This is a genomic window from Cobetia sp. PS-4MA (genome assembly GCF_057670765.1).
The window spans coordinates 3,011,229-3,025,328 of the sequence record NZ_CM173107.1; the positions used below are offsets into that span (position 1 = coordinate 3,011,229).

The 14,100-nt window shown below is 63.3% G+C and carries 10 protein-coding genes; 2 read left to right on the forward strand and 8 right to left on the reverse strand.

All coding sequences use genetic code 11. The features are described from left to right. The first annotated feature begins 208 nt into the window (after window positions 1-208). Together AC26AR_RS12835 and AC26AR_RS12840 are read left to right on the forward strand one after the other, a co-directional pair. A complete protein-coding gene (locus AC26AR_RS12835; RefSeq protein WP_271302152.1) occupies window positions 209-1,018 on the forward strand; it encodes an RNA methyltransferase in 810 nt (269 codons plus the stop codon). Window positions 1,019-1,352: 334 nt separating this feature from the next. Then, window positions 1,353-1,562 carry a hypothetical protein gene (locus tag AC26AR_RS12840; RefSeq protein ID WP_077375227.1) on the forward strand — a complete coding sequence of 70 codons (210 nt, stop codon included), beginning with the start codon at window positions 1,353-1,355 and terminating at the stop codon, window positions 1,560-1,562. Between the two features lie 254 nt (window positions 1,563-1,816). On the opposite strand, the gene rpsA is transcribed toward AC26AR_RS12840, so the two are convergent. The 8 genes from rpsA to AC26AR_RS12880 all read right to left on the reverse strand — a co-directional run bounded on the left by rpsA (window position 1,817) and on the right by AC26AR_RS12880 (window position 14,036). Continuing rightward, on the reverse strand, window positions 1,817-3,496 hold the full coding sequence (gene rpsA / locus AC26AR_RS12845; RefSeq protein WP_077375230.1) for a 30S ribosomal protein S1: 1,680 nt from the start codon (window positions 3,494-3,496) through the stop codon (window positions 1,817-1,819). A gap of 334 nt (window positions 3,497-3,830) precedes the next feature. Next, complete coding sequence (gene cmk, locus AC26AR_RS12850; RefSeq protein ID WP_084208009.1) at window positions 3,831-4,550, reverse strand: (d)CMP kinase; 720 nt, start codon at window positions 4,548-4,550, stop codon at window positions 3,831-3,833. Further along, complete coding sequence (locus tag AC26AR_RS12855) at window positions 4,547-6,796, reverse strand: bifunctional prephenate dehydrogenase/3-phosphoshikimate 1-carboxyvinyltransferase (protein WP_488107908.1); 2,250 nt, start codon at window positions 6,794-6,796, stop codon at window positions 4,547-4,549. The genes cmk and AC26AR_RS12855 overlap by 4 nt, the downstream gene beginning before the upstream one ends. Window positions 6,797-6,834: 38 nt before the next feature. Next, the gene (pheA, locus tag AC26AR_RS12860; RefSeq protein WP_371861094.1) at window positions 6,835-7,974 is read right to left on the reverse strand and encodes a prephenate dehydratase; all 1,140 of its coding nucleotides are present in this window, start codon (window positions 7,972-7,974) and stop codon (window positions 6,835-6,837) included. A 12-nt stretch (window positions 7,975-7,986) separates the two neighbouring features. Then, window positions 7,987-9,081, reverse strand: coding sequence for a 3-phosphoserine/phosphohydroxythreonine transaminase (gene serC, locus AC26AR_RS12865; protein ID WP_176503167.1), 1,095 nt, complete (start codon window positions 9,079-9,081; stop codon window positions 7,987-7,989). A 58-nt stretch (window positions 9,082-9,139) separates the two neighbouring features. Next, on the reverse strand, window positions 9,140-11,953 hold the full coding sequence (gene gyrA / locus AC26AR_RS12870; protein WP_271302151.1) for a DNA gyrase subunit A: 2,814 nt from the start codon (window positions 11,951-11,953) through the stop codon (window positions 9,140-9,142). Window positions 11,954-12,235: 282 nt separating this feature from the next. Further along, complete coding sequence (locus AC26AR_RS12875) at window positions 12,236-12,727, reverse strand: acyl-CoA thioesterase (RefSeq protein WP_084208007.1); 492 nt, start codon at window positions 12,725-12,727, stop codon at window positions 12,236-12,238. Window positions 12,728-12,908: 181 nt separating this feature from the next. Beyond that, a complete protein-coding gene (locus AC26AR_RS12880) occupies window positions 12,909-14,036 on the reverse strand; it encodes a YHYH protein (RefSeq protein ID WP_488107152.1) in 1,128 nt (375 codons plus the stop codon). Between the last annotated feature and the right edge of the window lie 64 nt (window positions 14,037-14,100).

The following is a 14,100-nucleotide window of genomic DNA, read 5'->3' on the forward strand; positions in this document are numbered from 1 at the left end:
CGCTTGCACGGCGCAGGCCGCTACCTGACTCCTCTCGCCCGTCACGCTACACTAGGCGCCACTTTTTTGCGGCGACCTGAGACATTGCCTCTTCGTGATGACAGTGCATGACGCTGGCAGTGCACGAAGCTGGCAGCGCATTGACGCCCACGATCAATGACGACAACCGCTCAGGCCGCGCGCCTCGCTTGCCCAGGATCTTCTTCTCATGACTGATACCTCCAGCTCTGCCTCGAGCCCAGCCACCCTCGACAACGTGCGTGTCGTGCTGGTGCAGACCTTCCATCCCGGCAATATCGGCGCCACCGCCCGCGCCATCCTGACCATGGGCATCAAGGACCTGGTACTGGTCAACCCGCGCTGCTTCCCCGATGAGGAAGCCACGCGCATGGCCAGCGGCGCCGCGGAGCTTCTGGAAAACGCCCGCGTGGTCGAGCATCTCGAAGACGCCGTCAATGACTGCCAGCTGGTCATCGGTGCCAGTGCCCGCCTGCGCAGTCTGCCGCTGCCTCACTTCGATGAGCCGAGCGAGATGGCCGCGCGCGTCATCGATACCGCCCAGGATGGCAAGGTGGCGCTGGTGTTCGGCCGTGAACGCTTCGGGCTGACCAACGAGGAGATCGGCTGCTGCACGCACCAGGTGTCCATCCCCACCAACCCCGACTACGGCATCCTCAATGTCTCCCAGGCCGTACAGGTACTCGCCCACGAGTGTCGCAGCGCCTGGCGTCGCACCCTGGAGCCAACCAGCGAGGCTCCGGTCGCGCGTCGTGAGGATGATCAGCTGCCGACCCGCGAGCAGCTCGGCCACTTCCACGAGCACCTCGGCCGTGCCCTGCGCGGTTCCGGCTTCCTCAATCAACCGCACTCACAGACCGAAGAGCGCTTGCGTGCACTGTTTGCCCGCGCTGAACCGACCCGCCGTGAGCTGTCCATCCTGCGCGGCATGCTGGCCAACCTGGAACGCCAGACCGCCGCCGCTGAAGCCACCAAGCCCGATCAGAGCGAGAACGACTAGACCACGCAGGGCTGGGCGGGGATGGACCAATCAAGAGATGATGGGGCCGGCAACGACTGGTACTTGGTCTGCTGACCCGCCCCGCCAATTCCACAGGCAGACTGTCAGCTCGACGTCATCGTCCTGACATGGATCAAGGCGCACGCTTGAACATCGTCCAGACTGTAGTGGTCACGACGATGACTCGCGACGGAAGGTGGCAGGGTCACGCAGACCCCGCCGCCCCTGCCGCCACCTCAGGCAAAGACTCCCGATGAGCGCGCGACAGCTCGCCACGAGAGGCGTCACGCCTGACCCTTGCAATGATGTTCATTGAACTCAAGGAGCGCCCACCATGACTCAGACAGCCTCTCTCAGCCCTCAGCAACTGGCCCGCGACATCCAGCAACTGGAAAAGCGCCTGCATCAGATCGACCCGACGGAGCAGCCGGCACAGTACCGCAGCCTCTACTGCACCATCTCCCTGCGCCAGATGCAGCTTCTCGCCCAGAACAGTCAGCGTGTGGACTCCGGGCATTCTCTCGCCAGCGGAATCAACCGGTAACGTCCGCACAGCGAGGACAGGGTGCACAGGCACGATCTCTGCACTTTCCAGACACGATCTCCGCACTTCCCGGACACGATCTCTGGACACAAAAAAACCGCCACCCCGAAGGGTGGCGGTTTTTTTCGTTCCTGCGCATGACATGCGTCGTGTGCAGGATACCGATTCGGAGACGCTGAGGTGGCAACCAGAGGCATGTCACCTCAGCGTGGATCCGGACATCCCGCCTCACGAGGAAGCGGAATGTCTCGGGATCACTCCTGACCCAGCTGCTGCTTGATCAGGTCACCGATGGTCGTCGGGCCGTTGCTCTCGACTTCCTGGGTACGCGGCTTGGCAGCATCGCGACGCGGTGCTTCCACCTGGTCCTTGGACTTGACGGACAGGTTGATCAGGCGGCTCTTGCGATCCACACCGACGATCTTGGCTTCGACAGCATCGCCGACGCTCAGGACGTTGCGTGCGTCTTCGACACGATCAGCGCTGATTTCAGACGCCTTCAGGATGGCGATGACGTCAGTGGCCAGCTCGACCTGAACTTCCTTGGCGTCGATGTCGACAACACGACCGGACACGATGGCGCCCTTGTCGTTGACGGCCAGGTATTCAGAGACCGGATCGCTCTCGAGCTGCTTGATGCCCAGAGAGATGCGCTCACGTTCCGGATCGATGGACAGGATGACCGCTTCAGCTTCTTCACCCTTCTTGTAACGACGCACGGCTTCTTCGCCAGCTTCGTTCCAGGAGATGTCAGACAGGTGAACCAGGCCGTCGATGCCGCCTTCCAGACCGATGAAGATACCGAAGTCAGTGATTGACTTGATGGTACCGGAGACACGGTCGCCCTTGTTGTGCTTGCCGCTGAAGTCTTCCCACGGGTTGGTGGTGCACTGCTTGATACCCAGGGAGATACGACGACGCTCTTCGTCGATGTCCAGAATCATCACTTCCACGTCATCGCCGACATTGACGACCTTGGACGGGTGGATGTTCTTGTTGGTCCAATCCATTTCGGACACGTGGACCAGACCTTCGACGCCCTCTTCCAGCTCGGCGAAGCAGCCGTAGTCGGTGAGGTTGGTGACGCGTGCGTTGATCTTGGCGCCTTCCGGGTAGCGAGCCTTGATGTTGACCCACGGATCTTCACCCAGCTGCTTGAGACCCAGAGACACACGGTTGCGCTCGCGGTCAAACTTCAGCACCTTGACGTTGATCTCGTCGCCGACAGCAACGATCTCGGACGGATGCTTGATGCGCTTCCAGGCCATGTCGGTGATGTGCAGCAGGCCGTCAACGCCGCCGAGGTCGACGAAGGCGCCGTAGTCGGTCAGGTTCTTGACGATACCCTGAATCTGCTGACCTTCCTGCAGAGTGGCCAGGAGGGCTTCACGCTCAGCGCTGTTCTCGGCTTCGAGGACGGCACGACGAGACACGACAACGTTGTTGCGCTTGGCGTCGAGCTTGATGACCTTGAAGTCCAGTTCCTTGTTCTCGAGGTGGGCGGTGTCGCGCACAGGGCGGACATCGACCAGAGAACCCGGCAGGAAGGCACGGATGGTGTTGATGTCGACGGTAAAGCCACCTTTGACCTTGCCGTTGATCACGCCCTTGACGATCTCGTCCTTCTCGAAGGCGGCTTCCAGCTCTTTCCACGCTTCGGCACGCTTGGCCTTCTCGCGGGACAGGCGGGTCTCACCGAAGCCATCTTCGACGGCTTCCAGCGCGACCATGACTTCGTCGCCGATGCTGATGGACAGCTGGCCACTTTCGTCACGGAACTGTTCAGACGGAATCTGACCTTCAGATTTCAGACCGGCATTGACAGTGATCCAGTCGCCATCGATATCGACGATGGTAGCGGACACGATTGCGCCCGGCTCCATGTTGATGTCCTGGAGTGACTGTTCAAATAAATCAGCAAAGCTCTCGCTCATGGTATTCCTACATGATCAACGTTTGGGGCGGCTTGCACCGCAGTCTCCGTACCACCAGCAAGCACGGGCCATATCTACATATCCCCGGGGGCGTTGACGCTGGTTCGAGATACACCGGCTTTCCGCTTGCCGCCGATGCACCCCATGACACCTGGCCGGGGGGTTGATGACACCGCAGTGTCATCTGGGTCGTGCCTTGTCCTGCGTCTCCGCTCGCAGAGCGAGCGAAGCCTGCCACTGCCCGGCCCGAAGGCCTTGATGCAGCAGCAGGCTATCAATCGATTGTCCTGACACAACAGGTACGCTTGCCGATGAAGGCCACGGACATGCCGTTTCAGCGTTCCGCCACCAGGCCATACTCGACCAGCAGCTGCTGGATGCGCTCGACCACCTGCTCGATGTCGAGATCCGTCGTATCGAGGATCACGCCGTCATCTGCCGGCTTGAGCGGGGCGACTGCCCGGCCCATGTCGCGTGCATCGCGCGCCTGTATTTCTGTCAAAAGGCTCGAAATATTAGCATCCACACCCGCTTCCTGCAACTGGGCATGACGTCTGCGGGCACGTTCCTCGGCCGAGGCGGTGAGGAAGATCTTGAGCGGCGCCTCGGTGAAGACCACCGTGCCCATGTCGCGACCGTCGGCCACCAGGCCCGGCGCACGCGCGAAGGCACGCTGACGTGCCAGCAGTGCGGTGCGCACGCGCGGCTGGGCCGCGATGATGGAGGCGTTGTTGCCGACCGTCTCAAGACGGATGTCACGCGTGACGTCTTCACCCTCGAGAATCACGCGAGTGGCATCCCCCTCGGCATCGAACTGGACATCGAGGTGCTCGGCGATGGTGGCCACCGCGGACTCGTCCTCCAAGGCCACACCGTGACGCTCGGCGGCCAGAGCCGTCAGGCGATACAGCGCACCGGAGTCCAGCAGGTGCCAGCCCAGGCTCGCCGCGACCAGACGGCTGATGGTGCCCTTGCCGGCCCCGCCGGGGCCATCGAGGGTCAGCACCGGCTCATCGCTCACCTGGCTGTGATGCGGAGTCGCTTCACCACTCATGACGCCTCCTGTCCGGGTGCCACGGCACCGAGGTTCTCGACCTGCATGCCGACTTCACTGGCCAGCGCCACGAAGTTCGGGAAGGAGGTCGCGACATTGGCACAATCATCGATCAGGATCTCGCCCTGCGCACGCAGCGCCGCCACGCTGAAGGCCATCGCGATACGGTGGTCACCGTGACTGTCGACCAGACCGCCACCGTAGGCACCGCCACGGATGTCGATACCGTCGGCGACGACTTCGTGCTCGACACCGATCTGCGCCAGACCGTCCGCCATCACCTGGATGCGGTCGGACTCCTTGACGCGCAGCTCCTCGGCGCCACGCAGGCGGGTCATGCCCTCGGCATTGGCCGCCGCGATGAACAGCGCCGGGAATTCGTCGATGGCCAGCGGGACCTGATCTTCCGGGATGTCGATCCCCTTGAGCGGCGCATAGCGGATGTGCAGGTCCGCCACCGGCTCACCGCCGACTTCACGCTCGTTGGAGATGCTCAGATCGGCACCCATCGCCTTAAGGATGTTGATCACGCCAATGCGCGTCGGGTTGATACCGACGTGCTCCAGCACCAGATCGGCACCCGGCGTGATGGCCGCGGCGACCAGGAAGAAGGTCGCGGAGGAGATGTCGGCCGGCACGTCGATCGGGCAGGCCTCGAGGCTGCCACCACCGGTCAGCCACGCCTCGGCGCCCTGACGCTCGACCTTGTAGCCGAAGCCGTTGAGCATGCGCTCGGTGTGATCACGCGTCGGTGCCGGCTCGATGGCGCGGGTCTCGCCTTCGGCGTAGAGACCGGCCAGCAGCAGGCAGGACTTGACCTGAGCGGACGCCATCGGCATCTCGTAGCGGATCCCCTTGAGCGGCTGACCACCGTGGATACGCAGCGGCGGACGGCCATTCTCGGCGGTATCGATCACCGCGCCCATCTCGCGCAGCGGGTTGGCGACGCGGTCCATCGGGCGCTTGGTCAGCGAGGCATCCCCGGTCAGCTCGGTATCGAAGGCCTGACCGGCCAGCAGACCGGCGAACAGACGCATCGCGGTGCCGGAGTTGCCGACATACAGCGGGCCCGGCGGCTGCTTCAGGCCGTTGAGGCCCACGCCATGAATGGTCACACGACCCTGATGCGGGCCTTCGATGACCACGCCCATGTCGCGGAAGGCCTGCAGCGTGGCCAGGCTGTCTTCACCCTCGAGGAAGCCCTCGACCTCGGTCACGCCGTTCGCCAGCGCGCCCAGCATGATGGAGCGATGTGACATGGACTTGTCACCCGGCACACGAATGCGCCCCTGAACCTGCCCACCCGGCAGTGCACGGTACCGCACGTTCTGCTGTTCCATTGTCTGATAACTCGTCTGTTTCAATAGGGTATTGAAGTAGTGTCGAGCGTGGCTGGCGCGGGTGAATATCCCCAGCATCGCCTCGCCATCGCCCGCGGTCACGGCAGCACGCACTCGCGCTACCCCGGCCTCGAATTCATCCAGCGCCTCCAGCACCGCATCGCGGTTGGCCAGATAGACGTCACGCCACATCACCGGGTCACTGCCCGCGATACGCGTGAAGTCGCGGAAACCGCCCGCCGCGTAGCGGAAGATCTCCAGGCGCTCATCCTGACGCGCCAGGCTTTCCACCAGCGAGAACGCCAGCAGATGCGGCAGATGGCTGGTGCGTGCCAGGACCTCGTCGTGGCGTGCCACGCTCATGTCCAGCAGCTGAGCACCACACACCGACCACATGGCGGCCACGCGTGCCACGGCCTCGGGGTCACTGTCCGGTTCCGGTGTCAGAATCACCTTGTGATCGCGATAGAGCTCGGGATTGGACGCCGCCACCCCGCTCTTCTCGGAACCGGCGATCGGATGCCCGAGCACCAGATTCGGCGGCATGTGACCGAACACGCCGATCGCCGCGTCGCGGATCGCGCCCTTGGTGCTGCCGACATCGGTGACCACCGCATCATCGTCCAGCAGCGGTGCGATCTCCGCCATCACGCCCTGCATCGCCATCACCGGCACGCACAGCACCACCAGCGAGGCGCCGGGCACCAGCCCAGCCAGCTGAGTACTGCCGCCATCGATCAGCTTCATGCGCTGACCGAGGCAGATCTCGTTGGAATCCCGATCACAGGCGAGAATCTCGCCGCGATGACCCGCCGCACGCAATGCGGCGGCAAGCGAGCCACCGATCAACCCCAGCCCGACCAGCAGGATACGCCGCTCGCCGGCCAGCCGCTCCGAGGACAGCATGTCCGCCGCCGCGCCAGTCACTGCCTGTTCCGACTCGCTCACAGCACACCGACCGGGTAGGACCCGAGCACCTTGACGTCCGCCGCGCACTGACGCAGCTCTTCCAGCGTCTCCGTGATGAGCGGATCATCACGGTGGCCACGGAAGTCGATGAAGAAGACATAGTTCCAGGCACCCGAGCGCGACGGCCGCGTCTCGACACGGGTCAGATCGATCTGGTGGCGGTGGAACGGTGCCAGCAGGTCATGCAGCGCGCCCGGCTGGTTGCGCATCGCCACCACAATGGACGTCTTGTCATCACCGGACGCCGGCACCGAGCTGTCGCCGATGATCAGGAAACGCGTGGAGTTGTCGGGGCTGTCCTCGATCTTCTCCTCGACCTTCTCCAGCTCATAGAGCTTGGCCGCCATGTCACCGGCAATCGCCGCACTGTGCCACTCGGTGCGCACCTGACGCGCGGCCTCGGCATTCGAGGACACCGCGATGCGCTCGGCGTGCGGGAAGTGGGCATCCAGCCACTTGCGGCACTGGGCCAGCGACTGGGCGTGGGAATAGATGCGCGAGATCTTCTCGCGACGCGTATTCGGGCCCACCAGCAGGTGATGGTGAATGCGCAGCACCACCTCGCCGGAGATCTTGAGCTGCGAGCCCATGAACGAATCCAGCGTGTGATTGATGACGCCCTCGGTGGAGTTTTCCACCGGCACCACACCGTACTGCACCGCGCCGGCTTCCACTTCGCGGAACACCTCGTCGATGGCGGCCATCGGCTTGGTCACGGCGCTGTCACCGAAGTGCTTGAGCGCGGCCTGCTGGGTAAAGGTGCCTTCCGGGCCGAGATAGGCCAGACGAATCGGCTGCTCCAGCGCCAGACAGGCGGACATGATCTCGCGGAACAGACGCGCCATCTCCTCGCCCTTCAGCGGGCCGGGGTTGTCGGCCATGATACGGCGCAACACCTGGGCTTCACGCTCAGGACGATAGAACTGCACCTGGCCATCCTCGCCCACGTCACCGGCCGCCATCTTGACCTCGGCCACCTGCTGCGCACAGCCCGCCCGCTCGCTGATCAGGCGCAGCAGCTCGCTGTCGATGGTATCGATGCGCTGACGCAGCTCGTCCAGCGTGACCGCCTTGGCAGCCACCTGCGGCGCAGGATTCTGCTTGGAATCCGTCATCTCACCTCTCCCTTAGCCGTGACGACGCGCGAAGTCGCCCATGAAGTCCACCAGCGCAGTGACGGCAGCTTCCGGCACGGCGTTGTAGAGACTGGCACGCATGCCACCGACACTGCGGTGACCGGCCAGATTGAGCAGACCCGCCGCCTCGGACTCGGCAAGGAAGGTCTTGTCGAGACGATCATCGGCCAGCACGAACGGCACGTTCATGCGTGAACGGTTCTCGGTGACGATCGGATTGGAGTAGAAGTCGTTGCCGTCGATGGCCGCATAAAGTGCCTGCGCCTTGCGATCATTGATCGCATTCATGACATCGAGACCCCCGACCTCATCCTTCAGCCACTCGAACACCAGGCCTGAGAGATACCAGGCATAGGTCGGCGGGGTGTTGAACATGGAGCCCGCCTCGGCGGCCGTCTTCCAGTTCAGCATGGTCGGGCAGTCCTTGCGCGCACGCTCGAGCAGATCTTCACGCACGATGACCAGCGTCAGACCCGCCGGACCGATGTTCTTCTGGGCACCGGCATAGATGACACCGAAACGGCTGACATCCAGCGGCCCCGACAGGATGGAAGACGACATGTCACACACCAGCGGCACGCCATCCGCTGCCACCTCGGGAATGTAGTCGAACTCGAGGCCGCCGATGGTCTCGTTGGCGGTGTAATGCAGATAGCCCACATCACCTGAGAGCTGGATCGCATTCTGACGCGGCACGGCAATCAGGCCATTGCTCTCGCTGGAGGCGGCCACATGGCTGCCCACGGCCAGATGCTCGGCTTCCTTGATCGCCTTCTTGCCCCAGATACCGGTATACAGATAGTTGGCGCTGCCACCCTCGCCCAGCAGGTTCAGAGGCACCCCCGCGAACTGGGTGGAAGCGCCGCCCTGCATGAACAGCACGCGATAGTGGGACGGAATGTCGAGCAGTTCGCGCAGATCCGCCTCGGCCTTCTCGGCGATGGCCACGAAGTCGTCGGAGCGATGACTCATCTCCATGACGGACAGTCCGCGGCCCTGATAATCCAGCATCTCGGCGCGTGCGCGTTCCAGGACAGCGGTCGGCAGTGCAGCAGGACCGGCGCAGAAATTGAACTTGCGTGTCATGTCGTCTTAATTCCCGAAAGTGAAGCGACCGCCCCGAAGGCGGTCGCAATCCAGCGTCTTATTCCACGTCTGTCGGCGGGGTATCCGTCGACTCGGCAGCGTCTCCCGCCTGCACCTGTTCATCGGTGCTCAGCGCGTCCTTCTTGCCTTCTTCCTGACCCTCGACGTCGTGAGCGACCGTACCGTCCTCGTCGATCACCACGACATCTTCCGGCTCGTCGACACGCACCGTGGTCACCAGTCGCTCCTCTTCCGCCGTGCGGATCAGGGTCACGCCCTGAGTGTTGCGCGAGGTGATGGACACCTCGGCCACACGGGTCCGCACCAGGGTGCCGCGGTCGGTGATCAGCATCAGTTCATCGTTGTCGCTGACCTGAACCGCGCTGACCAGATCGCCGTTGCGCTCGCTGGTCTGCATCGCGATCACGCCCTGGCCACCGCGGCCACGCAGCGGGAACTCTTCCAGGCGCGTACGCTTGCCGTAGCCATTGGCCGAGGCCGTCAGGATGTAGCACTGCGGCACCTCACCGGTCGCGACGCCTTCATCCGTCGCGACATCAGTAACTGCCACATCAGCGCTCTCGACGCCATCCGCCGTCACATCCAGCGAATCATCGACGTCAGCCTCGTTGTCATCGATGGCCGTGGTGCGCGGGATGATCAGGCTGATGACCTGAGCATCGCCGATCAGACGCATGCCGCGCACACCGCGAGCGGTACGGCCCATGACACGCACGTTCTGCTCCTCGAAGCGGATCGCCTTGCCGTTGGACGACAGCAGCATGACGTGGTCGGAGCCGGAAGTGATGTCGGCGCCGATCAGACGGTCGCCTTCCTCGATGTCCAGCGCGATCAGACCGACGCTGCGCGGACGAGAGAACTGGCTCAGCGCCGTACGCTTGACCGTGCCGTTGGCCGTGGCGAAGAAGATGTAGCTGTCGGCGGCGTAATCACGCACCGGCAGGATGGTGGTCACCCACTCGCCTTCCGCCAGCGGAATCAGGTTGACCAGCGGCTTGCCACGCGAACCACGCGAGGCCTGCGGCATCTCGTAGACCTTGAGCCAGTACACCTTGCCCTTGTTGGAGAACAGCAGCACGGTGTCATGGGTCGAGGCGACCAGCAGGTGCTCGATGACATCCTCGTCCTTCATCGCGGTCGCCGACTTGCCACGGCCACCGCGCTTCTGGGCCTGGTAGTCAGACAGCGGCTGCGTCTTGGCATAGCCACTGCGCGAGACCGTCACCACCATGTCTTCCTCGTTGATGAGGTCTTCGATGGTCAGGTCGCGACGGCTGGTCATGATCTCGGTGCGACGCTCATCGGCGTACTGGGCGCGCACTTCACGCAGCTCTTCGCGGATGACCTCCATCAGGCGATCGGCAGAGGACAGGATCTCCATCAGCTCGGCGATGCGCTCGAGGATGGAGGAGTACTCGGCCAGCAGCTTCTCGGTCTCGAGACCGGTCAGGCGATGCAGGCGCAGCTCGAGGATGGCCTGAGCCTGAGCCGGCGACAGACGATAGTGCCTGGCATCTTCAGACAGCCCCAGACCTTCCGGCAGGTCTTCCGGACGGCAGGAAGTGGCACCGGCGCGCTCGAGCATCTCGACCACCTGACCCGGCTGCCATTCACGATCGATCAGCTTTTCCTTGGCTTCCGCCGCACTCGGCGAGCCCTTGATCAGCTCGATCACCTCATCGATGTTCGAGATCGCCACCGCCAGACCTTCAAGAATGTGGCCGCGTTCGCGCGCCTTCTTGAGTTCGAACAGCGTACGACGGGTGACGACTTCACGACGGTGACGCACGAAGGATTCCAGAATCTGCTTGAGATTCAGGATCTTCGGTTGACCTTCGTGCAGCGCAACCATGTTGATGCCGAAGACGGTCTCGAGCTGGGTCTGGGAGAAGAGGTTGTTGACGACCACTTCACCGGACTCACCACGCTTGGTCTCGATGACCACGCGCAGACCGTCCTTGTCGGACTCGTCACGCAGCTCGGCGATGCCCTCGATCTTCTTGTCCTTGACCAGTTCGGCGATCTTCTCGATCAGACGCGCCTTGTTCACCTGGTAGGGAAGCTCGGTGATGATGATGTGGTCACGACCGCTCTTGTCGTGGTGCTCGATGGTGTGCACGGCACGTACATAGATGCGGCCACGGCCGGTGCGATAGGCATCGAGGATGCCGGCACGGCCGTTGATGATGCCCGCGGTCGGGAAGTCCGGCCCCGGGATGTATTCCATCAGCTCATCGATGGTCAGGTCGCCGTTGTCGATCAGCGCCAGACAGCCATCGATGACCTCGCCCATGTTGTGCGGCGGGATGTTGGTGGCCATGCCCACGGCGATACCGGAGGAGCCGTTGACCAGCAGGTTCGGGGTCTTGGTCGGCAGCACGGCAGGAATGCGCTCGGTGCCGTCATAGTTGTCGACCCAGTCGACGGTGTCCTTTTCGAGGTCGGCCAGCAGCTCGTGCGCCAGGCGCGCCATGCGCACCTCGGTGTAACGCATCGCCGCGGCGCTGTCGCCATCGATGGAACCGAAGTTGCCCTGACCATCCACCAGCACATAACGCATGGAGAAGTGCTGGGCCATGCGGACGATGGTGTCATAGACCGCACTGTCACCGTGCGGGTGGTATTTACCGATCACATCGCCGACGACACGGGCGGATTTCTTGTAGGCCTTGTTCCAGTCATTGTTCAGTTCGTGCATCGCGAACAGCACGCGACGGTGAACCGGTTTGAGGCCATCGCGGACATCCGGCAAGGCACGCCCGATGATGACGCTCATCGCGTAATCGAGATACGACTGTTTGAGCTCGTCCTCGATGTTGACTGGCAGTATCTCTCTGGCGATCTCACCCATGATTCGTCAAATCCTTGAACTCAACTGTTGGCGCCACTGCGGCAGCGACAATGTTTCGGGGCAGCAACCGTATTTCGGGCAGCATCAGGTTTCGGTCGCTACTGCAGCGCGGCAGTGGCGTGAAGCGGACACGGGGTACCAGCTCCGCGGCACCGAAGTGGCGGGATTATATCACTTGCGCGCTCACCTAGCAGCTCACACGAGCCCGCAAACGGATGTCAGTACGGTAGTACGGCCTCAAGGGCACGCGGCCCACTGCCGCGCCCCTGTCGCTGACAGCGCTCATTGCGGCTCGGGCGACAGCAATGATACCAGCAGCGTGCCGATTTCTCCCTCCAGCGGCATGGCTCGTCCGGTCTGGGTATTCATCAGCACGAAGGTGAAATCCGCGCGGGAGACCAGTGCGCCGGAGCGCGGATGCACCTCGCCCATGCGCGTCTCGCCCAGATGGATCTCCTGATGCATGATCATCTTGCGCCGCCCGACCCGAGCGAGTCGCGTGGTGATCACCAGCTCATCATGCACGGTGGCCGGATAATGCCAGTCCAGATTGACATTGACCGCCACCATCGCGATGCCCTCGCGCTTGAGGTCCGCCAGGTCCAGATGCGCGAGCATGAACTCCCAGCGCCCTTCTTCGTAGAACTCCAGATACCGGGCGTTGTTGACGTGCCCATAGCCATCCAGGTGATAACCTCGCACCGTCAGTGTCGTGCGACTGAAAGTGCCGGCGGTCTCATCGGCGGCGTCCTGTTGACGGCTGTCCTGTTGCATCCTTGCCTCCTGTGCGGGGAAACGGATGAGCCTGCTCGGCCCTCGTCGTCAGATCTTAGGCCGGGCACGAGCAGAAAAACAAACGCTTGGTTGAATGATGGCGCCTGCCCTGCACGCCATCCTGACAAGGCGGCGGGATCTGCCACGGGCGATGCCCTTCACGTCCAGACCTGCAGGACGGCTACTCGCCGGGCGGGCCCTGCGGCGGCCTCTCGCCTCCCTCCTCGTCGAGGAAGTGCCCCTTCTCGCCCATGAAACAGCCGAAGATCTGGTTAACCCCCGGCGCGGAGGCGTGATAGTGATAGCCACGCACCGGGTCCGTCTCGCCGCCACAGTCATCCAGCTCAGCGGGAACATTGCCGTCCTTGTCCTCTCTGGCATAGATGGCATAGCCATCCAGCGCATAGCCGATCATCGGCGAATGGCCATCCTCCTGAATGCCGATCTCGGAGCAGCCGGTGGCGGTGTGGTAGTGATAGCCCTCATGCGGATTGGCATGCGCGCCACAATCATCGAGCACCCCCAGGGTGTGAGAGCTCAGGATCAGCTCCAGCGGTGCCGGCGGGCCGAACAGCACGCCATTGAGCGCCACGCCGGTGTTGGCGCGGCCGGCCAGCGAGGTCGGCTCGGCGGCCGGTACCGGCACATTGGGGATCACGACAGTCTTCTCGATGCCGCCGCCCAGTTCCTCCAGCGGACACTCGAGACAGAAGTTGTCGAAGCCTTCGATGGGATTCGGGTTCCCCGCCACCTCGCAGCCACGCGCGCCATCGATCACGGTGATCTCCCCCGTGTTGACGTCGTACATCTGCCACTCCTTGTCCTGATAGAGAGTGGCCAGATTCTTGATGAACTCGCCGTCCACCTGATAGAGGGTGCCCTCGCCATCCATCCAGGTGCCGCCTTCCTCCTCACCGGAATGGATATTGGGCGGGCAGAAAGGCCCCTCCGGCGAGGTTTCCGGGTCCGCGGGCGCACCGGCCACGCGGAACTGATAGCAGGTCGTCTGCGTGCCGCCGCTCAGGGTGCAGTCGACGGTCTCGACCTCACCGACGATCGCGCCCGCGGCAAACATCTCAGGATCCAGTCCAACCGCCGCCGGGGCAGGTTCGCCGTCAGTGGCTTCCTCTGCAACGACTGTCTCTTTCGTGACCGTTGCACTGGCCGCCGCCGTGCTGGCCGCCCTGTCGTGCGCGTCATCCTCCCCGCTGCAGCCGAACAGCAGCAGGGTCAGCGCCGCCAGCGTCAGCGGCCGTGCCCGTTTCAGCGCGCTCGCGCCCGACGCTCTGCTCTTCACAAAAGCCGCCACAACCGTCTCCTCAGCAGTCCCCACAGCAGTCTTCATAACACCGTCGTCGATCACTCTGCCGCCC

Bases quoted from the DNA above. Each gene is read 5' to 3' on its own strand.
- AC26AR_RS12855 (WP_488107908.1), bottom strand. From the start codon at position 6,796: ATGCTGTCCTCGGAGCGGCTGGCCGGCGAGCGGCGTATCCTGCTGGTC.
- rpsA (WP_077375230.1), bottom strand. From the start codon at position 3,496: ATGAGCGAGAGCTTTGCTGATTTATTTGAACAGTCACTCCAGGACATC.
- serC (WP_176503167.1), bottom strand. From the start codon at position 9,081: ATGACACGCAAGTTCAATTTCTGCGCCGGTCCTGCTGCACTGCCGACC.
- cmk (WP_084208009.1), bottom strand. From the start codon at position 4,550: ATGAGTGGTGAAGCGACTCCGCATCACAGCCAGGTGAGCGATGAGCCG.
- AC26AR_RS12875 (WP_084208007.1), bottom strand. From the start codon at position 12,727: ATGCAACAGGACAGCCGTCAACAGGACGCCGCCGATGAGACCGCCGGC.
- gyrA (WP_271302151.1), bottom strand. From the start codon at position 11,953: ATGGGTGAGATCGCCAGAGAGATACTGCCAGTCAACATCGAGGACGAG.
- pheA (WP_371861094.1), bottom strand. From the start codon at position 7,974: ATGACGGATTCCAAGCAGAATCCTGCGCCGCAGGTGGCTGCCAAGGCG.
- AC26AR_RS12840 (WP_077375227.1), top strand. From the start codon at position 1,353: ATGACTCAGACAGCCTCTCTCAGCCCTCAGCAACTGGCCCGCGACATC.
- AC26AR_RS12835 (WP_271302152.1), top strand. From the start codon at position 209: ATGACTGATACCTCCAGCTCTGCCTCGAGCCCAGCCACCCTCGACAAC.